Source organism: Paenibacillus amylolyticus (assembly GCF_051136285.1).
Taxonomy (GTDB): domain Bacteria; phylum Bacillota; class Bacilli; order Paenibacillales; family Paenibacillaceae; genus Paenibacillus; species Paenibacillus amylolyticus_F.
The window spans coordinates 2,898,134-2,923,364 of record NZ_CP194938.1 but is presented as its reverse complement, the minus strand read 5'-3'; the positions used below and the strand labels follow the sequence as shown (position 1 = coordinate 2,923,364).

General features: G+C 37.1%; 13 protein-coding genes. All 13 read left to right on the top strand.

All coding sequences use genetic code 11. The annotated features are described in order from the left end of the window. Positions 1–2 precede the first annotated feature (2 nt). The 13 genes from queE (at position 3) to ACR8BL_RS12675 (ending at position 25,114) form a co-directional block, all read left to right on the top strand. A complete protein-coding gene (gene queE, locus ACR8BL_RS12735) occupies positions 3–728 on the top strand; it encodes a 7-carboxy-7-deazaguanine synthase QueE (RefSeq protein ID WP_434752946.1) in 726 nt (241 codons plus the stop codon). A 252-nt stretch (positions 729–980) separates the two neighbouring features. Continuing rightward, the gene (gene dpdE / locus ACR8BL_RS12730) at positions 981–4,241 is read left to right on the top strand and encodes a protein DpdE (RefSeq protein WP_434752945.1); all 3,261 of its coding nucleotides are present in this window, start codon (positions 981–983) and stop codon (positions 4,239–4,241) included. Beyond that, positions 4,238–6,754, top strand: coding sequence for a protein DpdF (gene dpdF, locus ACR8BL_RS12725; protein ID WP_434752944.1), 2,517 nt, complete (start codon positions 4,238–4,240; stop codon positions 6,752–6,754). Before dpdE ends, dpdF begins: the two co-directional genes overlap by 4 nt. After that, positions 6,751–7,605, top strand: coding sequence for a protein DpdG (gene dpdG / locus ACR8BL_RS12720; protein ID WP_434752943.1), 855 nt, complete (start codon positions 6,751–6,753; stop codon positions 7,603–7,605). Before dpdF ends, dpdG begins: the two co-directional genes overlap by 4 nt. 11 nt (positions 7,606–7,616) lie before the next feature. Beyond that, the gene (gene dpdH / locus ACR8BL_RS12715) at positions 7,617–10,718 is read left to right on the top strand and encodes a protein DpdH (protein WP_071639643.1); all 3,102 of its coding nucleotides are present in this window, start codon (positions 7,617–7,619) and stop codon (positions 10,716–10,718) included. A gap of 13 nt (positions 10,719–10,731) precedes the next feature. After that, the gene (locus ACR8BL_RS12710; protein WP_071639644.1) at positions 10,732–11,436 is read left to right on the top strand and encodes a hypothetical protein; all 705 of its coding nucleotides are present in this window, start codon (positions 10,732–10,734) and stop codon (positions 11,434–11,436) included. A 55-nt stretch (positions 11,437–11,491) separates the two neighbouring features. After that, positions 11,492–16,066: a protein DpdJ gene (dpdJ, locus tag ACR8BL_RS12705; RefSeq protein WP_434752942.1), complete on the top strand. Its 4,575-nt coding sequence runs from the start codon at positions 11,492–11,494 to the stop codon at positions 16,064–16,066. Further along, on the top strand, positions 16,063–16,575 hold the full coding sequence (gene dpdK / locus ACR8BL_RS12700; protein ID WP_434752941.1) for a phospholipase D-like domain-containing protein DpdK: 513 nt from the start codon (positions 16,063–16,065) through the stop codon (positions 16,573–16,575). The genes dpdJ and dpdK overlap by 4 nt, the downstream gene beginning before the upstream one ends. Then, positions 16,576–19,413 (top strand): hypothetical protein, encoded by a 2,838-nt coding sequence (locus ACR8BL_RS12695; protein ID WP_434752940.1) that lies wholly within the window; start codon positions 16,576–16,578, stop codon positions 19,411–19,413. Positions 19,414–19,539: 126 nt separating this feature from the next. Further along, positions 19,540–20,451, top strand: coding sequence for an HNH endonuclease (locus ACR8BL_RS12690; protein WP_434752939.1), 912 nt, complete (start codon positions 19,540–19,542; stop codon positions 20,449–20,451). Next, positions 20,448–22,457 carry an AAA family ATPase gene (locus ACR8BL_RS12685; protein WP_071639649.1) on the top strand — a complete coding sequence of 670 codons (2,010 nt, stop codon included), beginning with the start codon at positions 20,448–20,450 and terminating at the stop codon, positions 22,455–22,457. Before ACR8BL_RS12690 ends, ACR8BL_RS12685 begins: the two co-directional genes overlap by 4 nt. A gap of 705 nt (positions 22,458–23,162) precedes the next feature. Then, a complete protein-coding gene (locus ACR8BL_RS12680) occupies positions 23,163–23,309 on the top strand; it encodes an SHOCT domain-containing protein (RefSeq protein ID WP_071639650.1) in 147 nt (48 codons plus the stop codon). 74 nt (positions 23,310–23,383) lie between these two features. Further along, positions 23,384–25,114, top strand: a complete 1,731-nt coding sequence (locus ACR8BL_RS12675; protein WP_434752938.1) for a recombinase family protein — start codon at positions 23,384–23,386, stop codon at positions 25,112–25,114. Positions 25,115–25,231 lie beyond the last annotated feature (117 nt).

Here is a 25,231-nt window from a genome sequence, read left to right as displayed (position 1 = left end):
ATATGGAAAAGCCCATCCCGGTACTGGAAATATTCGGTCCAACTGTTCAGGGAGAAGGTCTGGTTATCGGACAAAAAACAATGTTTGTTCGAACGGCAGGCTGTGACTATTCCTGTTCATGGTGTGATTCCTCCTTTACATGGGACGGTTCTGCAAAGAATGAAATTAAACAATTATCTACCCAAATGATTTGGGATGAATTAATCAATCTTGGTGGAAACACTTTCGAGCATGTAACCATCTCTGGTGGTAATCCAGCACTCTTAAAGAATATTGGATACTTAGTGGATTTGCTTCATGATCAAGGAATTCGAGTTGGGTTGGAAACGCAAGGAAGCAGATGGCAAGAGTGGATGGCAGATATTGATGACTTGACGATATCTCCGAAACCACCAAGTTCAGGAATGATAACTGATTGGGATAAATTAGACGAGGTTATGGAGAACTTGAAAAATAGTTCAAATGAAATATGTATTAAAGTAGTGGTTTTTGATGAAGATGATCTTCAGTATGCAGTACTTGTTCATAAACGATATCCTCACATGAGGCTGGTTTTGCAGGTAGGTAATAGCGATGTAACGACAGCAGATAGAGAAGGATTGATGTTTGCTTTATTAGAGAAGTATGAATGGTTGATTAATCAAGTCATGGCTTCCTCAGATTTGAGACAAGTTAAAGTTCTCCCGCAGTTACACACTTTGTTGTGGGGGAATAAGCGTGGGGTTTGAAGAGATTTGTTTGTAGCAGACGTGATCTTCTATGAAAGTAATTCGAAAGAAGTTTCATCCGTTTTTTTACAATACAGAGATTGACAATAGCCTAGTATTTGGTATGATTATACTAACAATAAGGGCGTAGTGGCACTTGAAATATATTAAACTATAATTTTGACTTAGAGAGACCCTACTTTTGTAGGGTCTTATTTTTTTAATCATATCGTCAGTTCGTACTAGAGTTAATTTCTACTTGGAGGAAATTCAATGTCTAGAATCTATGTAGGTTCATTTGTTAAAGTGGCTTCTAATTCAATGGGAATTGGAAGTTTATCTGCTATTTCAGCAGACAAGAAAACAGTTGAGGTAACTTATTTTCATTCAATTAATAAACAAACGAGTGACTGGTTCTCTATATTTGATATTAAATCGGTAGTATTGGAACACCAGTCGAGATGTTACTACTATGATGTGGAAAAAGACGAGTGGAAGATGGGAAGGGCTCTTCGCAAACTTGATGACGAGTACGAAGTCGATTTTCCTGATACATATTCTTGTTACATTTCTCAAAAGGATCTTTTTGTCCGATGTGTTGATTCTACTACTAATCCTATGGAAGTGTTGTCAATTCTAGGGCAGGAGACATCTTTTTTTTATCAGAGACGCAATTCATTTTTACAAATGCTCATAGAACAGCGAGCAGTAGCTAGCGGAATGACTGGACTGATCTCCTCGGGCATTGAAATACTTCCTCATCAAGTTGAGGTGATTCGACGCGTCTTAGAGGATCCTGTACCTCGATACCTACTTGCAGATGAGGTCGGAATGGGCAAAACTATCGAAGCAGGAGTAATTCTTCGTCAAAAGCTATTGGATCATCCAAATCATCAAGCAATCATTTTGGCTCCTAAATATTTGTTAACTCAGTGGGAAGAAGAATTAACACAGCGTTGTTTAATTGATCAATTCCCTAAGCGAATTCATTTTGCTGGGTTAGAATCTATTGATAATCAATACAACACCATACCAGACATTATTATTGTAGACGAGGCACATGAACTAGCAAGAAAGGCCTTCTCTAAAGACCCTGTTGAACAAAAACAATATGACATTTTAAAGAGTATGTGTCATAGTGCCAAAACATTGCTTTTGTTATCTGCTACTCCAGTGCTAAACAATGAATGGGAGTTCTTGTCTATGCTGCATATTTTGGCTCCTGAGCAACACCGCTTAGAGGACATTGATGCTTTTAGGTATAAGCTGGATAAGAGACAAGAGGTAGGTAAAAGTCTCTTGTCATTCCGAGAGGAGACGAAACCGTTCTTAATCCAGCGACGAATTGGAAATTTCCGAATTCTCTTTAGTGAAGATAAATTACTACTGTCATTATTAGACGAATTGGAAATAAGTTTGGATTCAAAGTATGAAGAAAAAAGGAAGGAATTGATACGCCGGATACGGATACATATATCAGAAACTTATCGCTTACATCGTCGGATGCTTCGTAATCGAAGGGATAATGCTACATCCTTGTTTCAACATCACAGGGGAGAACTGCCGGTTATGGAAGAGTGGGATCTGGATGAGAGAACGGAAGAACTTCATCTTATTTTGGATGATTATCGTATAGAATCCTGGGCAGCAGAGAGGGAGGTATGGGAGGATGAAAGTGCAGTCACTTCCCCTCGGCTTAGTATTTGGAGGTCTTTTCTTGAAGGAGTATGCACCGATGAAAATTTGCTTCGTGATCTAGTTAGAATTCGTAAAGAACAAAAACTGATAGAAGATATGTCTGAAATCTTCAGTGAAATTAATTTGCAGTATATTGTTGAGACTCCGCATTTTGAGGGAGAATCAGAAATGCTGGATCGCCTATTAAGAGTATTGGCTTACCCTAGTGAAATGGGAGATAAGAATCAATTACTAGCGACAATGATTCAACATACTCAAAAACGAGCACAACAAAAAAAAATGTCCCCTCAAAAAATTATAGTATTCACTCAGCATACTCGTGTCTGTAAGCAGGTTACTCAGTTTCTGAAAGAAACGTTTGGTGATGAGGCAGTAGGCGGATATTATATGGGATTGAATAGAGAGCAAATTGAGTTAATTACAACTAATTTTCGTGATAATAGCGAGTGTCAGATACTCGTATCCGATAAAACTGGTGAAATAGGTCGTAATTTTCAGTTTGCAGATGAAATGATTCATTATGACCTGCCGTTTGCTCCAAATCAACTGGAACAGCGCATTGGACGACTTGATCGTATAGGTCGTAATAAGCCATTTCGAATATCAGTTCTAACTGGTCCAGATGCAGAGGTCAATTATCAGTGGGGATGGCATCAATTTTTGAAAGAAGGCCTAAATATTTATAACGATTCAATATCATCTTTGCAATTTTTCATTGATGCTATCCTACCCGATGTTTTACGCGATCTTTATATTCATGGGTTGCCAGGGTTAGAAAAAAGCATAGAGGGAATGAGGGTTAAAATTCATGATGAGAAAGTGCGGATTGCTGAACAACAGATTATTGATGAAATCGATGCTCATGAGCAACAGGCAAATGGTTTCTTTGATCAGTTAGTTCTTCACGAAAGCAACCCAGAGAGAATACAGCAATTACTTGAGCCTTGGGTATGTGAAGCTATGAGATTTAAAAAAATTGAAAAAGAAGGCCAAATTATCTACAAACCTGCTTTTGGCACGCTTTTACCTACGCAACACTTGGTTGCTCTTAACGAGCAGATGGAAAGACCAGGTTGCTTTGATCGCGAAATTGTGATTAAAAACAACAATTACAAGTTGTTTCGTCTTGGTGATCCGTTCTTTGATATTCTTAGTGAATATTTACGTAAGGATGATCGAGGTCAAACTTATGCATTTTGGAGAAAAGTAAAGTCTTGGACACAAGATACAGATTGGTTAGGATTTCGCCTCCATTACATTGTAGAGGGGGATCTTAAACCATTATTAAATCTATTGGAGGTAAGGGGTCTCCAAGTGGATTTAAAAGTATATCAACGACTATTGGATAAGTTCTTCGAGCCTACTTATGTCGAAGTTATACTTGATTATCAAGGCAATAGAGTAGATGACGAACTTGAATACTTGCTGGCTAGGCCCTATTGTGATGTGGAAGACGGTGGAACGGATACGAGTATAATAAAAGATAGATTAAAAGTAATATGTGACATTTTTACAACAAAGCAATGGCAAAAAGTATGTGATTTGATTTCATCCCAGTCACGCCAATATTTATATGAGGATCCTAAGTTTATTGAAAAATGCAGAACAAAAGCAGAAGTTGCAATCAACCATTTCAATTACTTAAAAGTTCAAGTGGAGATGAGAAAACTTTTCGAAGGTGATTCGGTAACATATGATGCATTTGACGAGGAGCAGTATGAGGCTCTAGTCCAGGGTATAAAGCAACCCAAGGTCCAGCTGGATTCGGCAGGATTTATAATTTTATCAGGAAGGGACTTGTTGAAGTCAGTGCGAAGAGGAGGAACCACATTTTGAATGAATTTGATGAATTGCAGGAATGGATTCTAAATGAAAACATAATCTTTAAACCAAGCAATCCTTTTATTAGTAGATTTGTTGAAGCAATTCAGAGTGGTGCCATTGGGATGGATTTAGCAGCACTGATTCGGGGCGTTTTACGTTATGAATCTGAAAGAAGTGGAGGGGAGCGCATATTTTTGCGTGTCCCTCGTAGAGCCAATTGGCCAAATGAATTAATGTATAAATTAGTTGGAATAGTTATATTGGATGAAGTTCGGGATTCGTATTTATTGTGTGCTGAGACTTGGTTGCCTGATTGGCTCCCACAGGCCGATAAAGAAGGTCCTGAAAGACCACTTTTTGCATTGAAACCACGTAATCAAATGAAGGAAGTAGAAGGAGATCCATTTTTAAAGGAAGTAAATAGACTGAATTACAGATGTAATGCACAGCGTGCTGCAGTTCGCACTGTGCTTACTTCACCTCAAGATGCAACAATATTATTAAACCTTCCTACTGGAACTGGAAAAAGTTTGTGTGGACAATTGCCAGCGCTCCTGTTCTCAAGACAAGAAGGCGTTACGGTCGTCGTAGTTCCAACCGTTGCACTAGCTTTGGATCAGGAACGTGCATTAATGCCACTGATTAATCGGCCATCTGCATATTTTTCCAGTAGTTCACGTCAAAGAGAAAATAAAGAAATTCAAGAATCGATAATGAATGGAACGCAGCGTATCGTATTTGCCTCTCCAGAAAGTGTTCTTGAATCTTTAGACTATTCGTTGCAGATTGCTGCTGAGCGTGGTTATTTCAAGATGTTAGTCATTGATGAAGCGCATATTGTTTCTGGCTGGGGTGAGGGGTTTCGTCCTGCTTTTCAAGAACTTGCAGGATGGCGTAAAATGATGTTGCGTCATTCAGTTACTCCATTCCGTACGTTATTACTTTCAGCAACTGTGACCGAAGATTGTTTGGAAACATTACAAATTTTATTCGGTAGTCCTGTACAACTTAAGATGTTCTCATCGGTAACTCTTCGACCAGAACCGGCTTATTGGATGAGAAAGTGTTCAAGCAGAACGGAGAAAATTAATAAGATGTTGGAGGCAATCCGAAGTCTACCACGTCCTCTTATCATTTATACCACTGAAGTTAAGGATGCCGAAGAAATATACTCAGCAATTCTGGCGGATGGGTACAAACGAATTCGTGTTTTTCATGGAAATACGGGACAAAATGATAGAGAAGCAATTATTCAATTATGGAGCAAAAGGCAGTTGGATATTATTGTTGCTACATCAGCGTTTGGACTTGGTGTTGACCAAGCGGAAGTTCGTGCCGTCATCCATGTCTGTATTCCTGAAAGCATAGACCGTTTTTATCAAGAGGTAGGTCGTGGTGGGCGAGATGGGAAGGCATGCCTTTCTCTTCTTATTTATGATGAAGAAGATGTTAGTCGCGGAAGAAGAATGAGTGCTGCTCAACTGATTGGAGTAGAAAAAGGGCGTCTTCGTTGGGACCGGATGTTTGCACGAAAACAGCAACTTCCAGGGCAAATAGATACTTTTTTATTCTCGATTGGTAAGCGCTCTAAAAGAATTAATGGTAGAAATGATTATAATGAACAGTGGAACCTACGTATTCTAACAATGATGTCGCGTATGGGGATAATTGAATTTGATTGGGGAGTAAGGGGACAGATTTCAGATTCAAATGATAATATTACACGAGTTGTACGGATCCTAAAACACCATCATCAAGAAGAAAGTTTCTGGAATGAGGTGGAGAAATATAGGAGGTCGAGCAGGGGGAATGATAGAGAAGAGTTCGATCTTATTAATAGGTTACTGAAAGGTGAAGAATGTGTTTCTGATGTGTTGAAAGATCTCTATTCTATTAACGATCATTCTGAAGGGATGTACACAAAAAATTATGTTGTTGCTGTACCAGCCTGTGGAGGATGTCAAGCATGTCGAAGAACGAACAAACTTCCTAGAGGAGTTCCTGGCACATCGTACCCCCTTCAATGGCCTGCTGAAAATACTACAACAGAATTACTTGAAAAGTACTTAGATCCTGTCCGACATCAGTTGTTATTGTTTAGGGAAGCTAAAGGAAGTATGCAAAATGCTTACAGTATGCGAGAAAAACAAAATATGTTTAGAATAATTCAATGGTTTCTACATCAAGGAATCCGGCATATTGTTGCAGATTCAAAATGGATTCAATGGATAAAGGAACATGAAGTATTGTCACAACGACATATATTCTTTACATCTTCTTTAGGTGAATATTCACGTCGTGCACGTGTAAAGTGGCAAATACCTACATTGGTTATTAATGAGCAACCAGAAGATTCAGTAAATGTTTTTCGTTGGATGGAGCATCCAACTACCAAAGAAAACCCTGTTATCTTTATAGTTTCTAGTACAATGGCGAATCCAATACGTCCTGAAACGTTGTTGCAGAATACCTCGAATATACGATTTTATCAGTATGAAGTTTTTAAGCAGGAGGTCGGAATATGAGTTTAATTAAAACGCCAGAAGCTTCTCCAGCACGTATATATGCCATTTATGCACTGATGGCTCAAATGAATGTACAACGATTAGAGATTGATGCACTTAAGAAGATGATTATGCCATCTGTTTTTGCATCTCAAAATCTGGAGCGTAGTGAAACGGATTTTATTGGGAAAACAATCCCTGAGATGATTTCACTTGGACTTATTCAGCAAGAGAATAACTTCTTGGAAATAACCGATACAACGATTCCAAAGGGATCAATATCATCCCAAATAGCTATGCTTCTGCCACATACCATTAGAAAAAGAGCATTAGTTCCAGAGGAAGGGCAAAATGATGATTTAGGAAGAATCATTGCATGGTACTTGTCACAGAACCCTTATCGAGCACCTGGTAATTGGAAAGAAGTTGAAGAAGCACTATTAAAGCAATTAAACGAAAAAATGGAATGTTCTAGTGATGCTCGTTATGGTCAGTTTGAAGATTGGTCTCTGTATTTAGGTTTTACTACTCGTATATTGAAACAACTGATACCAGACCCTACAAAAGTAATTAGATACTTTCTACCTGAATTATTTCATGACAGTCAAACTCATCTTATAGATACGATTGTGCATAGATTGGCACAGTTATGCCCGGTATTTGAGCATGGTAGTTATCGGACAAAAATGAATGACATATATGGAACAGAAGAACTGCTTCAGAATCACTTATCACAGTCAACCTCTTATGCTTGGCTGAGGTTGCAGGACGAAGGCATTGTTGATTTGAAGATGAGATCGGATGCAGACGTTTACGTTTTAACGGCACAAGAGAAAAAATATCGTTATTCTGAAATAACATGGAATGGATAGGAGGAAGGGATTTGAAGCCATTGTTGTGTTGGCAGACAGAGCAAGTATATAAAGTTATGGATAAGGATGCGCTACATGTTCAGCAGCACTTATTTCTTGCTACTCACCATCCAATTAAGATGTATAAACAGACGGCAAGCCCAAAAGTTCACGACAAAGGTGCATCTTACGATGAGACAACTTTCTTAAATAACTTTACATCTGGAAAAGATCAAGTTTTTGTTCCCATTCTTGGAGAATCAGGAACAGGGAAATCACATCTTATTCGCTGGTTACATGCAAAGATAGATAAAAGAGGGCGTAAGGTCCTGCTTATTCCTAGGTTAACAAACCTTAAAGAAATAATCCTTATGATATTGGAAGATCTCGAAGATCCATTGTTTGAAGAATATCGGCAACGTGTCCGACATTCAGTAGGTAATATAACGTCTGAACAAGCAAAAGAAATATTACATAACAACATTACTCTTGCCATCGGTAAGAATGGTAATCATGTGGTTGAACGCTTAAATGATGCTGAACTGTTTCTCATGGAAAATTTACCTCATCTATTTCGTGATCCAGCATTCATTCCCGAGTGGTTTAAAGAAGATGGGATTATCCATCAGCTGGCGGAACATATTGTTGGTGGTAACGGAGGCCGCTTAAATGAACGTCGAGAATTCACTATTCAGGATTTACCAATAAATCTGACATATATTAACCGTGCAAGCGAAGATGCTCAGTATGTTTATAGTGAACTTGTAGCAGATTATCAACTACAGCAAGAGGCAGTTGAATGGATCAATCGGAATTTGGATCAAGCGATTTCTACAATGCTTAGCTTGTCTAGTACCGATTTGGTAAAAATCATGAAACAGATACGTATTGAATTAGCAGCCAAGAATATTGAACTTATTTTACTCATAGAAGATTTCACTGTACTACAAGGCATTGATTATCAACTACTTGATGCGCTTATCTACACATCCGCTAAAAATAATGATATCAAAACATTAGAAGATGAAGAGGAAAAAGACAAACTATGTAATATGCGCGTTGCTCTTGGCTGTACAACTGGATATTTCCATAGGTTTGAAGATACTGTCCTAACAAGAATCTCCTTTAGAGTGACGCTTGATGTTGGAGAAGATTTAGTGCCCCCAGAAGAGATAGAGAGATTTTCTGCTAAATATCTAAATGCTTTGCGTACTCCTGAGCAAGAAATTAGGCAGTGGGCTTTAGATAAAGAGAATACTAAACCGTTGAGGTCTGCATGTGAGGACTGTTCTTTTGTTGAATCATGTCACGAAGCATTCGGACAGACAGATGGGATTGGATTATATCCTTTTAACAAAAAGGCACTTCAAATAATGTACAAAAGAGGAACCTCAGAGGAGAATTTCAATCCTCGTCTCTTAATAGGAAAAGTATTGCGTTATATTTTAGAGAATTACGCAGAACCAATATGTGAAGGACAATTTCCATCACCGGCGTTGTTCGACCATTTTGGTGGCAAATCCGTAAATCGACTTTCCGTAATAGCCCAAAAGGAAATAGAACGCCTTGATCCAGTTCATTATGACCGACGATTAGCTTTAATTGAATTGTGGACAGAAGAATACGATGTAGTTGATTTTCATCCTTTTATTCATGAAGCATTCAACCTTCCACCTTTACATGATCGAAGAGTTTTCTTACAAGAGGTAGCAACTAGTCAAGAAGCAAACGGAGAATTAGTTGTTGATTATACGTCAAAAGATCAGTTTTCAGTAAGAGAGCACTCTCCAGAGAATAAGCAAAATTTAAAAAATGAAATTGAGTCTACCTCAAGGTCGCTTGATGATGAATTACCGCAATCCTTGATGGAACGTATACAGATCCTAGATCAATGGGCTAACGGGGGTTCTTTAAGTCAAAGTCATTCACAATTTATGCGTGATATTTTGTTTGAGGCAGTTAATGATTATATTAACTGGGATTTTGAGCAAATAAATCAGAAATGGTTCCAAGATAACGGCCTATGGTCAAAACGAAGTATACTTTTTGAATCTCAATCTACACAGCAAAAACAAGCGTTAGGTCAAATTCGTTTGAATTTACCATGTAGGGAAAATGAACGAAAAGATACAGCACTTACTCTTCAAGGGTTGATCTACCATCAATACTATAAGCACTGGGAATTTAACAAAGGATCTGAATTTTTACGTTACTCTGCCCGTTATCTTGAGCAGTGGTGTTCCATGCTAATAAAGCAGATGCGTCAAATTCCTTTAAATAATGAAGCATTCGACCCTCTTCCACTGGCTTTAGATGTGCTTGCAATAACTGCCGCAATGGGGGGGGCAGTTAAGAATAATTCTCCTGAAGGCATAACAGAAGTTCTTTTTAACCCTATCACTTTACCAAGTGGCGTAAGGACATCAGAGTGGACCAAATTACTCGAATTATTACTTCTTCATAGAGATGAAATAAAAAGTATAGCCTTAGCAAGGCTGTCTATTATAAAAGGTGAAACCACAAAGCGTGTGAGATTGGTAGACGCTTCAATCGTGTATAATCATGTTTTAAATTTGGAAATGAGTAATTTAACCTTACCTCCAGATGATAAGATAGGTGCATTTGACAAATTAATTAAATGCTCCGATATGTTAAAAAAGCAAGTATGCCAGGTGCTAGAGTCCGAGCAACTAGATAAATTGAAGTGGACTGAAAGAATGAAGGAAACCCTTGGGGACACGTTGGACGGAAAGGTGACTGCTATGCAGGTAAATCAAGCAATAAAAACGGCTATTTCATCTGCAACATTACGCGGAGATCAAAATGAAATACAGGCGGCTACTGCTGCTCTAGAAGCTAGATCCATTAGCAACTTGGTACGAGTTATTAGTGATAATGAAAATAAACAAGGTTTAGAATTGGCAGTTTCTTTAGGTAAATTGCCTACGAAACATATATCTGATATTACAAGTAGCTTAACAGTAATAGAAAAATTTCTAGAGCAATCTACTAAAAAAGTTGAAAATGATCTGGTGCAATTACAGGGCGATGAATCAGTGCAGGTAATTGAAAAAATAAAAAATGATATACAAAAAGATTTAGCTTTGGTTGAGTTAGCGTTAAAATCCTTTTGAAGGAGATGGGAAAATGCTTGCTGTAAAATCGGCAACATTTATCGAGTTAGTAGAGAAAAAAAAGTTATTAGAAGAGAATAAAGAACAAATTCAGTTGTTTAAAACACGTCACATTGAACTTCGTAATGCCCTTATAGAATTAGCAAAGATTCGGTCTAAATTCTTGTTAATGCGAGATGCTGGGATACCTTGTCCAGAATTAACAGATCTGCTTAGCCCTATAGAAGTAATAGCAAAAGAGAAGGCGCAATTATTTATTGAAAATCCGCAGATGGTTCTTGAGAAGACATCTTTCCATGCATTTATAAAGGTCATTAGTACTACTGTGACATCAGTTGGCCAAGAGTTATTGCAAGAATGGAAACTATATATCGAAAGTTTAATGCCCACTATACAGCAAGATACATTAAGTATTTTTAAGAGAGTACCTGCTTTCAAACGGGAAACTGAACTTATAGAACAATATATGGATTCATTACGATTTCATAAGAGTAAATTACCGAATGATAGTGATGAGATTGAAAAATTAAGAGAAATGAGTAAAGTGCTACATCAACTTTGGATTAAATTTGGTCAAGGAAATTTTCCTCCTAAGATACTAGAATTTCTCAGGCTGGCAGGAAGTTCGACGGGAGCACCTTTGTCAATATTAACAGAAGATGTATTGAAATGGCTTAGTGAACATGGGATTTATAATGATTGTACTATTCGGATTTAAGGGTTAACTGCTCAAGTGAAGAATATTACGATCTATTGAAATGAGGGGACCTAAGATGGACTGGAAGCAATTATTCTTGAATGAATTGGAAGCAGAAGAAGCTAAATATCTTTCTTGGGGGTATGTGGAAGGATATTTCACTGATGAAGAATTGACAAGTTTGGCCGAGTCTTTTATTGAGCGGCATGAGATTCATGATTTCTCAGCAGAGGAATTAATAAATGCATTGCTTGAAGACCTGCATATCTCGATGTTGCCATCCAGAGATGGTGAGGTATGGCGAACGCGGATGGCGGAAACAGTTAGATTGATTGCACGTTTGCGGCAGTGGTTTCCTACAAAGGCGTGGCAATCCTCTCCAACTTTGGTTGCCGATTTTCGTTTTCAGGAGAAAATTCGCATTTATCCCAAAAGAAACATTAATTCCCAATCACTAATCGACACCACTAAAGGATTATTAAATTCATTAGAGGCTGATGTGCTTCGTTATTTCTTGGAAGGCAAGGGCTCTACTTATAAGTTGTCTGACTTTCAACAAGAAGCTGCTATTCAAATGTTTAAAGATCTTCAAGATGAACAATCTCGAGGCTTTATCGTGACATCTGGCACTGGGACTGGTAAGACATTGTCGTTTTATTTGCCAGCTTTAACGTGGATTGCTGCGCGGATTGATAAGACAAATTGGACAAAAGCAGTTGCACTATATCCAAGAAATGAACTTTTAAAAGATCAGTTTATGGATACTTTTAAAGAGGTTCTCGAATTAAATAAAATGAAATCTTTGGAACGTCCTATCTCAATCGGTGCAGTATTTGGAGACACGCCTACTAATCAAAATCAGGTAAAAAGTAAATGGAAAATGACATCGCAAGGCTATGTCTGTCCATTCCTGAAATGCCCTGGTTGCAAAAGTGATCTAATTTGGAGTAAGTCAGATCATGATAGTAATCTCGAACGACTAATTTGTCTTAAGAGGGAATGTAATACTGTTATTGAGGGTGAAGTTCTACCGTTAACTCGAAACAAAATGCTTAGAAACCCGCCAGACATTTTATTTACAACAACGGAAATGATGAATCGTTATATGAGTGATCAAAAATATGGTTCTCTTATTGGAATTGGTACATCTCAATCTCCTCGAATTGTGTTACTTGATGAGGTTCATACCTACACTGGAACCCATGGTGCACAAGTTGCACTGTTATTACGCAGATGGCAGCATGTGCTAGGTGGGGTGCCACTTCAATTCGTTGGCTTATCCGCAACATTGCGGGATTCAGGTGATTTTTTTAGCCAGTTAACAGGGCTGGCACGCACCAAAGTTGCTGAAGTAGATTCATCATATGGTGAACCTGAAGAAAAGGGAAAGGAATACCAATTGTTACTACGTGGGGATCCGGCATCGGGTACTTCATTGCTCTCAACAACAATTCAAACAGCGATGCTACTGCGTCGAATGTTAGATAGAACACCATCAGATGGGAATGGCACTACATATGGTTCAAAATTGTTTTTATTCACGGACGATTTGGATGTTACCAATAGACTATTTCACACACTTCTTGATGCTGAAGCGAGAGATACCAATCAGAAGAATTATCCCAAAAAACTTGATCGAGATCCACTTGCTGCTTTACGGAGTCACAATAATGATGAGGCAAAACAACGAATGCAGAATGGGCAATCATGGTTATTTGCTGAAGATATTGGTCATGACTTGGTCCAATCTTTAATAGTTGGAAGAACCAGTTCACAAGACACAGGTGTGGATCAAAAAGCAGAAGTTATTATAGCTTCTCCCTCACTTGAAGTGGGTTTCAACGATAAATTAGTTGGAGCAGTTATCCAGCACAAAGCTCCACGTGATTTAGCTTCATTTGTACAGAGAAAAGGACGTGCTGGTCGAGACCCAGATATGCGTCCATGGATGGTCACTGTTTTATCTGACTTTGGCCGAGATAGATATATGTATCAAAGTTATGAAACACTCTTTCAACCTGTTTTAGAGAGACAAGAACTGCCGATTATGAATCGTTACGTGTTGCGAATTCAAGCCGTTTTTGCTTTTATGGATTGGATCGCTTATGAGTTAAGGCATAAAAAATTTATAGTAGGAAGCCTGTGGCAAATGTTTGCGCAACCTCTTGATCATAGCTATCCAGATCAGTATCAAAAATTATTACGGGGAGAAACACGTAAATTAATCAAGAAAGTAATAGATGATAGCTCAATTCGGGGGAGAATGGAAACTTATATTCGGAAAGCATTGAGTATAACGCAGCAAGATGTTAGAGCTATTTTATGGGATCCTCCTCGTTCACTTATGTTAGAGGTTCTTCCGACGTTGCTTAGGCGGTTAGAAACAAATTGGGGGGTAGTAGGAGATTCTCGTGCTAAAGAGACACACATATCTAATCATCCACTACCAGAGTTTGTGCCGTCAACGTTATTCAGTGAACTTAGCCTGCCAGAGGTCAGCATTGTTCTGCCTTCAGATAAAGTTGAAGATCAATCAATGGATATTCTACAGGCGTTGAACACTTTTGCGCCAGGACGTGTATCCAGAAGGTTTGGAATCGATCATAGTAGAGAAAGTCATTGGATTGCCCCGCCTACGCTTAAACCGAGTGAAACTGGAGAGTCATCAGAGTTAATGATCTCAACATTTTGCAATGAAGACGAATATCGAATTCTTGGCCTATTTTCATATATTAACAAAGACGGTAGTGTTGTTGAACTGCCAGTAATCCGACCGTGGAAATTGAAACCTGCACAATCTAATTTTAATGTTGATACTAAATCTAATGCCCATTTGGTATGGAAGTCTCAGATATTTCCTTCTGTACAAGCATTTATTGAAAATGAAGAAAAAATAATTTCTGATGATGGCGAATATGGTAGAGATGTAGAAGTTCCTACAGGATTATATTGGTCATCTCTTTTGAAGGATATTCGTTTTTTTACACATGATACATTTAGCGCTGTTACAGTAAGAAGATTTGCTATTGGTTCGGAAGCATCTGTAAGATTAGTCACTCAATCGGATCCGGTGCAACTTTCTATTCGATTTGGCTTAGAGCCTGGAAAATCGGCTGCTTTAGGATTTGTCCAACAAGTTGATGGTATTCGCTTCGAATTGATGAATGTTCCAGATACTATTATTTCATCTGCTGATTTAAATACTGCAAAACTTCGATCATTTAGGACAATGTATTTTCAGTATTCTGTTATGAATGATCCATGCTTAATGGAACAAGGGAACATGTTTGTGCTGGAACGTATGGCGGAGATCTACCTGTCTGCTTTGTTACAAATTGCACTAATCAATGACCTCTCCTTAACTGAAGCTTGTGACCATATTCATTCAAATGATTTTCCAAAGATAATGAATAATGTGATGCATGTTATTTTTCAAGTATTAGAAAAGGAAGAGATCTCTGATATTGAAGAGGAGGCTCATTATCAGCGGACTCATCTCAAGTTAAAAGCTATGTTCGAGATCCCATTAATAGGCGAAAGATTAAAATCATTAGCAGTTATTCTTTGGTCAGAGGAAACAGAAGACTGGAATAACTGGGCTAAAAAGCGTTGGATCGCTACTTTAGGTGAAGCAATATTGGCAGCATGTTTAGAAATTGCTGGTCCTCATCGTAATGGTGAATTGCTTCTCGATATTGGTGGTGGACCTCAAAGACAAGAGGATGGAAGTTGGTTGGATAAAGATCAAGAGATCTGGGTTACGGAAACAATTGAGGGTGGGAGTGGTATTATTGAGGAGATTATTAAGCAGTATCAAAGAGATCCTCGGAGGTTCTTCAGATTGATAGAAAGTTCTCTTACACCGTCTGATGCCGAAATTGTTCATAGTGAGTTGTCACGTATAATCAAAGAAACACAGATAAATGAAGAACTTCAAAGTCAACTTTACGAGTTTCGTAACGCCAATGGATATAAGGAAACTACTAAAGCGGTAGAGGGAATTAAGAAAGTTATGGAGCGTTCTGGAATATTAGTGACACATCCTGTGATGAATGGACTATTTAACCGTCTGCTAAGACCTGGAAGTAACCAACAGACTGATTGTTTTATGTTCGAGTTATTACAGTTGTGGGAGAGAGAAGAAAGTAGACTTGGTATCGAAATGGATGCTCGTGTCTTTGCTTATGTCTCTAGTGTAGATAGTGGGAAGTCAGCAAATTTAATATCAGCACTTGATCACATTGATCCTCGTGCATCTGATGATGTTAATTGGAGATTTAATGTGATTTACGGCATGATTTGGCCAAGAGGTTCACAAATACGTCGTAGAGCATTAGAATCATACAATCCATTTAAGTCTCCGGTTCCGACGGATCGTGAATTATTGTTGAATACAGTGAAACTCCATAAACATGTCGAATATTGTACACCTAATTGGAGAGATCTGATGATAGAATCCCTTATCTCATATGGATCTGTTCAGTTGCTTGTTCCGCAGGATAACAAACTAGAAATCAATGATATTATTTTAAGTCTTACTGCAGCACCTCTTGATCTAGGCTTTTTACATTCTTACCCTCGAGTAGAAGGAATCACGAGAGACAATGGAATGTTTATCATTCATTTTGAAATTCGGGAGGCACTTTTATGACACGATATATATATACCAATGCTGCTTCTCGGGAGATACCGGATTTATTACAAAGCATCCTTGTCGCTGAATTAATTAGGCCGAGCCGTTGGCTCTTCCTTGCTTCACCATGGATTTCAGATATTCTAGTCATTAATAATAGAGCTAATGAATTCATGTTACTTAATCCAGAATGGGCTCGGAAAAACATTACTTTTACTGATGTCATTGTGGAGTTAATGGAGAGAGGAACTGAATTTTTTCTTGAAACACGCCCAGTTAAATCAAACCAGCATTTCATAGATAATATTAAAAGAAAGACTACCAAACCATGGAATAACCTTCATCAAAATGCTGTTCTTCATCGTAAAGGGTTGTTAGGGGATGGTTACTTTTTGAGTGGATCGATGAACTTTACTAATAACGGAATTACTACACTTGAAGAGTTTGTCCAATATACGGTTGACCCATCTGAAGTTTCAGAGAACAGAATTGTATGGGGACGATCATGGGGGAAGGGGGGAGAATAAATGTTATCTCAGATAGTTCACGATTTTCTAAAACGATTTTATGCATTACCCAATTTGCTCATATGGGACAAAATCAATACTGGGGACTATGGAGACAGATTTAAACCATATTTAGCTAGATTAGAAGGAGAGTATCCTACTTTTACAGTATTGCCTTACATGGAGCAAGATAAATCATTTACATGGTTTGCAATCGCTTTTAATGAAAACTCATTTACACAAGTGCGAGAAGTGATTCGATCTTTTGTTGGAACCACATACAGCAGTATGGATTTTTATCAAGTGGATAATTTTAATCATATTCAAGATGAAAATGTTAGAATTTTTACTAATGGACATTTTTTTAAATTTCGTGGAAACGATAAGGCCATTGGACAGAAGGTTCAAGATTTATTTCGTCTGCTACGAGAACGACCAGAACGCGGAGTAAGTATTCCCACTGACCCAGCTCCGCTATTAAGAACTTTTGAGTTAGCTTTACAGGCTGGTGAACATGGTCTTGCTGAAGCACAAATAGTAATTTTGGAACGTCATAACTTAATTGATCCTCGCAATGCATTGTTTATGAGAATTGAAATGTTATCAAGATTGAATTGTTGGAAAGAAATTTTGATTCATCCACAAATGGAAGATTTATTAAAATCACCACGACCGGCAAGAGTAACAGAAGGGATCATACGTGCGGTGTACTCGGAGTATCTGGAGACGCTAGAATCTGATTCTGAGAGTATGAAAAAAGTTTTTAGTGAAGAGATTTGGCCGGTGTATCAATCATTGTTTCGAGTACGCGGTTCCCTAACACATCCTCATGTTTTAATGTGTTTCATGTTACGCTCGGTCATGCCGGAGGAACCTATGCATGAATTGCGTAATGAAATATTGTCATTGGCTTCTGGACAGGCAATTGAACCGCTACTTCGATCATTAACAAACGACTCAACTTCTATAACAGAAACATTAGAAATAGCAGTTTTTACTTTAGAGGAAGCAAAAAGTCTAGCGGATAATAGTAGATATGAAGAAGCATTTAAGCTAGCTGTGCAACTGCCTTTGTCCAAAGAACAGATTCAGTTATTGTTAATATGTGCCTATGAACTACAAGATCTGACCATAGATAAACAAGTAGTGGATTTAATATTCCAGTCAACAACAATAATAGACTGGAAATCAATACTAACTACTAGACATTTGCGCACCTGTTTTGAGTATTTATATCCTTTAAATGATAAAAAATCTAATATACAGGAATCTAATGTTAGTGCTACGCTTCCAGGATCATGGAATGAATGGTTTGATAAGATGGAGGATTTTGATCTTAATCAAGCAACAATGCTAGCTAGACGTGGGGCAGTTGAATGGCATAGAGATGGATTTCTAGATAATTCAGCTGAAATGGAAAAGTTTAAGAATTTTTTGAAAGATGGCAGTAAGACAACACAAGATACATTGAACTTGTCAATGTTATACTTGTTGCGATTTTTTTCTGAAGATACACAATGGCCACGCGAAGAATTAAAAGATACGTATGGAGAACTTCATCGAATATTTCTTTCTCATATGCAGGGAACATCAGAAGAGATGAAAATCTCATCAGTTTGGTTGCGTACACTACTTAATTTAGGCTTACCAAAAGATCAATATAGAAGTTTATTTGAAGATCTGACAGTGACGTGGAGGAAATATGCATCTAGAGAGTATTTTAGCACTTTAGTGCCAGTTCTTAGTCAATCTGCAGATATTCCTTGTCCAGATCTCTTATCCAGATGTCGTCTTGTACATCAGGTTCAAGATCTGGCATCCAAAAATAAAAATTTTGGGATAGAAGAATGGGTAAAAGTTGAAGATAAATTAATACCAAAGGATTGGGACACATATTTTGGTTTATTGCACTCTGCCCAAAATGACTATCAGTTCTTAGCAGATTGGTATGAGCAGATTCAAAATAAGGATATAGATTGGACACCTACGTCAGCACTACGAGTCAACGATTATTTTATTGATTGGATTGTTGAAGAGCCTGAGTCTATAAAAAGATCAATACTAGCACGTGCTCTTCTACCTTTTGTTCAATTCATTGTTCAATACCGTGATTTTCCAAGAATTGATGATGTTGATCTCTACGAAAACGTGGCTGAAGCAATGCGTATATTTTCAAATAAGAACGAGGAGACTTTACAGAGCTTAATTAAGCTCTTGGATGGTCTTTTACTTAAGAAGCCGGGAGAAGCTGACGCACAGTGGCGTTACATGAAAGAATGGCTAACATTTCAGCCGATTCTACGTTTGCTATCTTCTATATTTGACTGTATGGAGTTATTTCGGGACTATGGCGTTCCTGGAATGGAAATCAAGCCCGTTTGGGATGAGTGGGTTGGTAGGCTATATGACAAGTTTGAAAAAGATATGGATTCATTGAGAGATTATCTAATTCTACTTGGTGAAGAGGTATCTGGTAATTATGACGTTTTGGAACTGCTTCGTAAACAGGTTCAGGATATTACACAAGATAACAGCGATCCACTACAAAAATTGAAAAACATGAAAATCACTATTTTTTCCTGTAGAGAAAAGGCAGCTAATCGGGCGGCTGACCAAATAATGAAACGAAATTCCCTTATTACAGTTAATGTTTGCACAAGTGATCGAGCTACAGATCAAACGACGGCATATGCTAGAAATTCTGATTTATCGGTTGTAGTTACGGCATGTATCTCCCATGCCCTAACGTATGGTATTAAAGACCATTTGTCGTATGAGCCAATTTATCCTAGAAGTTCTGGAGAAGCGGGGATTATTACACGACTTGAGGAGTATGCTATGAGTTTGAATGCGAGTTGAGTCCAATAAATGTTACAAAACTGAACTGAGTTATATACAGTTCAGTTTTGTTGTATGTCATTAATGTAATTAATGTGCAAAAATATATATATAAAGTGGTGCACAGTATTGATCAAACTAAATTTCATGAAAAAAGATGTTAATATTCGACAACAGATAGTAAGGAACTACTATGAACACTTGAAAAAAAAATGCCAAGGTAGTTACATCAACAGTGTAAATAATTGGTGCGATTTAAATTTGGATATTGACCATCTTTTTCCCGATAAAAAAAATGAAAAGTTAACAACTTCTTTTGAGAAAATCGTAACAGCCGATCTAGAAAAATTGCTTTCTATTAGAGACTATATTGATTCTAATAAAGTGAAAATGACAAATGCCTTGAAAAGATATTTGTTGAAAACAGTGTACCAGTGTAATATAGATCGACTTGCTTTTGTTCGTGACCTTGGAGTAACGGTATGTCCCTATTGTAATCGAAACTTTATTAACAGCAGTTCAAGAAAAACGAGTTGTCAATTAGACCATTTTATTAATAAGAGTGATTATCCTATTCTATCAGTATCATTTTATAATTTAGTTCCTGTCTGTGGAAGTTGTAACCATAAAAAGGGGAGTAAGGATTTTTCTTATTCTCCTTATGATAACACTATTGAAATAGATGACATGCTCACCTTAAGTTATGACATTAAAGGAGTTGAATACTTATCTGATTTGTCAAAACTGCAGATATTAATTGATTTAGGTTTAAACAAAATATTGGATAAAAATATAAAAATATTAGAACTTGAGGAATTGTATCAGATTCATAAAGATGTGGTTCAAGAATTATTGATAAAAAAAGAGATTTATATAGAAGAGTATCAGGAACAATTATTTCGAGAATTTAGGGGGGTATTCGCTTCAAAACAAGAACTTGAACAACTTATCATAGGAGCATATGTTGAGTCTGAGAACTATGGAAAAAGGCCGTTGTCCAAAATGGTTTCAGATATTGGGAAAGAGTTAGGAATAGTGAAAGGAAACATCAAAATATGAAGTTACTATATATGTATGTAGAATCACTAGGTGATATTTTTAGTGATATATTCTTCAACTTTTCCAGTGAATATATAGTTGAGTACGATAAAGCTTATAATAGAATTTTGATTAAAAGCAATCCGAAGTATTTTAAAAACTTCTATGGGAAAAGCATTTCAGATATTACAGCTATTGTTGGGAAAAATGGTTCAGGAAAAAGTTCAATTCTTGAAATTGTAGGAAGAGAAATTAGAGAAAGGATTGAATTATTGAAAATTGAAGGAGGAGAAATAAAAGACCGATATTTTATGATCTTCCATGTGGAGAAAAATATATTTTATTTTGAAGGGGTAGGTATTGTTCAAATTGAGAACATCATTGACCGCGAGAATATATCACAAGAAAATTCAGACATAGTCCGTAGTTTTTATTTTCGGAATAATGATGAAGGCATTTATACAATTGATAAAATCTATGAGAGAGAAATTAAAGACAGGATAATTTATATTAGGGATGATTTGATAAGAAGTTCAAGTAATAGCCATATTTTATTTAACCCAAGTTATGCTGAATTCATTCCTAGAGTAACAGGTTCTGTTTTTTCATGGGTAGATTGGTATAATATTTATTTGGATTTGTTTCAGGAAAATATTATTCAGAGTCCTAATATTCATATTCTTTTCCAAACATCTGATTATCTGAAAAATTTGAATGATGGATTTTTTATTCCATCAATGAGAAAGAGTTCCGGTGAAAGAATTGGTGGGATGTTAGTTGTTGAAGAAGAATTAATGGAAGATTTTTTTTCTCGTATGTTTTATTTATTATTGAATTCTATTGTTGTTTCCGGAGATACATTATTAACAGACGAACAAACAGATGAATTACACACCATCAATAGAAAGTATCACGAAAAGATCACTTATTCGCTTAATGACTACTTAGAAATATTTGAGGAGTACTCTGGTGTATTTAAAAAGAAGAATTATGCATATTCAGAAGAGGTTGTTCTAATTGAAAATTATATTATGCACGTAAAAGAATATTTTCAAGCTCTTTACCAAGTAAAAGATCATATATTACCAGGCGTAGATGAGTTCAAATTGGTAGTGCCATCTTCATATAAAGTTGACAATATAATAAATTTCTTTTATTGCCTTACAAAACTCAGAGATTTTATTATGTATCACTTCAAATATGATCGTAGAAATAAAGATGTATTCGATGAAGATGAGTTAAATACTAGATACTCAGGTCAACAAATTGAAATTAGAATGCCTTTTTATATAGAGAGGGTTCAGCTTTCTACTGGTGAGAAAAAAATCCTTGAACTGCTCAGTATCATTGTCCATGAAATTTATGAAACTACTGTAAATCAACGTATTGGATTGATGAATCACAAGATTAGAAAGAACATAATTATTCTAATTGATGAGATTGAATCTACTATGCATTTGGAATGGTCTAGAAACTTAATAAATTACGTAGTTTCTTACCTGGATGAGATGATTCTCCCGGACTACTTCAGCTACATGAAGTATATTGAGGTTGGAGTAAGTGTGCAGTTAATTATGACTACACATTCTCCCTTTCTACTGTCTGATTTGAATAAAGACTCAATAATCGCGTTAGAGTTTGTTGAAGGGAAGGTTCATAAGAGGGAATCTATTAAAGCTTTTGCTCAAAATATTCAACGAGTAATGAACAATGAGTTTTTTATAAAAGATTGCTATGGAGCTTTTGCGCAAAATAAAATAAATCAAATTATTAAATTATGTAATAAAGAAGAGCGATTAAGTAAAGGTGAGAAAAAGAAGATAAGGTATGTTATTGAAGAAATAGGTGAGCCGATTCTCAGAAAGAAGTTAGAAGAAAAATTTATGCAAAAATTAAAAGATGATTCAGACATACAAGCTGAAGAAGTAGGATTGTTAAGTAAAATTGAACAACTTTATGAAGGGCTTACCCAAAATCAAATTGTAGATAAAATAAGGAAAATATTGAATGATCGATCGGATGTTTGAATGTTTTTGAATTGTTCAATTTATATGTTTGAAGTTAATACCAGGTCTAATCTGTAGACAACATTCAAAGTGTTAACATTGAGTGTTGTTTTTTTATGCTTACTATTTTCAAAATTCTTATTAAGAATTCAAGAACTTACCTAGAAAATCCTAGAACATAAATGTAATTGAAGCGTTCAATTGATCAAGTTCTAATTTTGGTTTCATGTCTTAGAATCAAATTCATTTTTTAAGTTCCGATTTTAGTTTAAAAATGAAACGATAAGTAGAGGAATAAAACCTCCTTGTTCATTGAAAACAAAATACTTGTCTTATCCGTTACGTTCTTCGCATGCTCCAAAAGGAGAAAGCCAGTCTGTAGGTGCGCCATAATCATCTTGTATTATTTAAGATGCAAGCGATTTTGCCATGCAGTAAATAAATGGTGGTTCCATTTAAGGCGACGATCCATGCGAAGTATAATGATACTTCTGTCCAGCCACAGCTTATCGCAATGGGGGCAGCTCGCAGAGAACCTGGGAGAGGTTAGCTACCTATGAGAATGACTAACCATCGTTCGCTGGATAAGTAAATCGTCAAACCAAAACAGAGGAGAAGGGGCATTCGCATGCCCCTTTCATTTAAACTTGTGCCAAACTATGTATTTATCTTGAATAAAACCCTTTAATAATGATTTTCTTAATCTACTTTATTGGGAGGTATTGTATGAAGCGCAATCTGATCCGATACAGCATGCAAATTGCTATGCTCAAGCAGCTATTATCTATATCTCTAATTACCGAACAGGAGTTTCGTGCGCTCAAAAGCAAAATCATGAAGGACTACGGTGTGATTTCTGACCTGACAACCTGATTCGCACAATTGTTGATTACACCCAGTCTTATTATACTAATTCCGAGATAATAAGCGCTGAGGGAGGAATAACAATGGCATATGAAGTAGAAGTGATTAAGGCCAGCCGAAAAATATCTGATCGAAAAGGCGGAGGAGCCTCCGATATTTTAAGAGTAGCCCCATATGCAAGAGTAAGTACAGATACTGAGGAACAGCTTAGTAGCTATAAATCACAGGTTGCTTATTACACTGAGCTTGTGAACAAACGAGGGGACTGGCAGCTTGTAGATATTTATGCAGATGAAGCAGTCACGGGGACACAGGTCAACAAGCGTGAGAACTTCCAGCGAATGATTGATGATTGCATGAACGGAAAAATTGATATGGTTATCACCAAATCAATTTCCCGATTCGCTAGAAATACGCTAGATACACTCAAATATGTGCGAATGCTCAAGGAGCAGAATGTAGCTGTTTTTTTTGAGGATGAGAATATCAATACTATGACGATGGATGGCGAATTGTTATTAGTTATTTTAAGCTCAGTGGCACAGCAAGAGGTTGAAAATATATCCTCAAACGTTAAAAAGGGCTTGAAGATGAAAATGAAGCGTGGTGAGCTTGTTGGATTCCAAAGCTGCCTGGGTTATGATTATGATGTTCAAACGAAGAAATTATCTGTTAATGAGAAGGAAGCGGAAATCGTTCGTTATATATTCGAGCGTTACATAGCTGGCTATGGGGCTCATATGATTGCTAAGGAACTAACTGCCGCGGGTCATAAAACACGGGCAGGTCGAAGTATTTGGCAGGATGGTGCGATTCTTGGCATTGTTAAAAATGAAAAATATAAAGGTGATTTGCTTCAAGGAAAGACATTTACAGTCGATCCGATTTCAAAAAGAAGGCTGGAGAATTATGGCGAGGAAGACCAATTTTATATAAAAAATCACCACGAAGCAATAGTCAGTGAAGAGGTTTTTGAAAAGGCTCAGGCTATCCTGCATCGAAGAGGAGCAAGATTAAGAGGCGTTGAAAAGGGAAAACGTAATAAATATAGCCGACAGTTTGCTTTTAGCAGCAAGCTGGAATGTGCCTTTTGTGGGAGTAACTTATCCAGGAGAAACTGGCATAGTGGAACGAATCATACAAAGGTAATTTGGCAATGCGTCACTGCAACGAAAAAGGGTAGAAGGTATTGTCCACATAGCAAGGCTCTATTCGAAAATGTACTTGAAGGTGCTTTCCTTGAATCTTATCGGAGATTGTGCAGTAATCATACGGATGTATTAGATGAGTTGATGGGAAATATGGAAACTGTTCTTAACAATCAGAGCCATATTCGGCAACTAAATAAAGTAAAAAATGAAATCAAGCTATTGGAGCAAAAGCGTTGTAAGCTCATTGACCTTTGCTTGGATGAAAAAATAGATAGAGCTACTTATGAGAGCCGGTATGGGGAACTGGAGGCACATCTCAGTAAGCTTTTAGCTGAGCAGACTCAGCTAGAAAAAGGCTCGCGACAGGAAGTTGATTTGGAAAAGAGATTGGAGCATTTGAGAAAGGTGCTGCAAAAGCATGAAGGGCTTTCTGCCTTTGACCGTAATGTTTTCGAAAGCATTGTTGAGAAGGTTATTATAGGAGACTTTGCTGATCCTACACAGCCAGAACCACACAAACTGAAGTTCATTTATAAAACGGGCTTCACAAATACCGTCGAAAGTAAGATGTTTAAGCAAAAAAAATCCTACGTAAATGAAAGGGGGGAATTGCCTTCCCTTGCTGAGAACGACACATGTGGAGTCGGTGGCGATGTTGGTTAGGGAGTAGTGTTCTGGGGCCCTATGTATTTGTTTAAATAGCTACTTAGCCCGAAGCTTCTAAAGTTCGGGCTATTGTTATTGTTGTTTTTACCAAAATAATATATTTAGCGCAAAGCA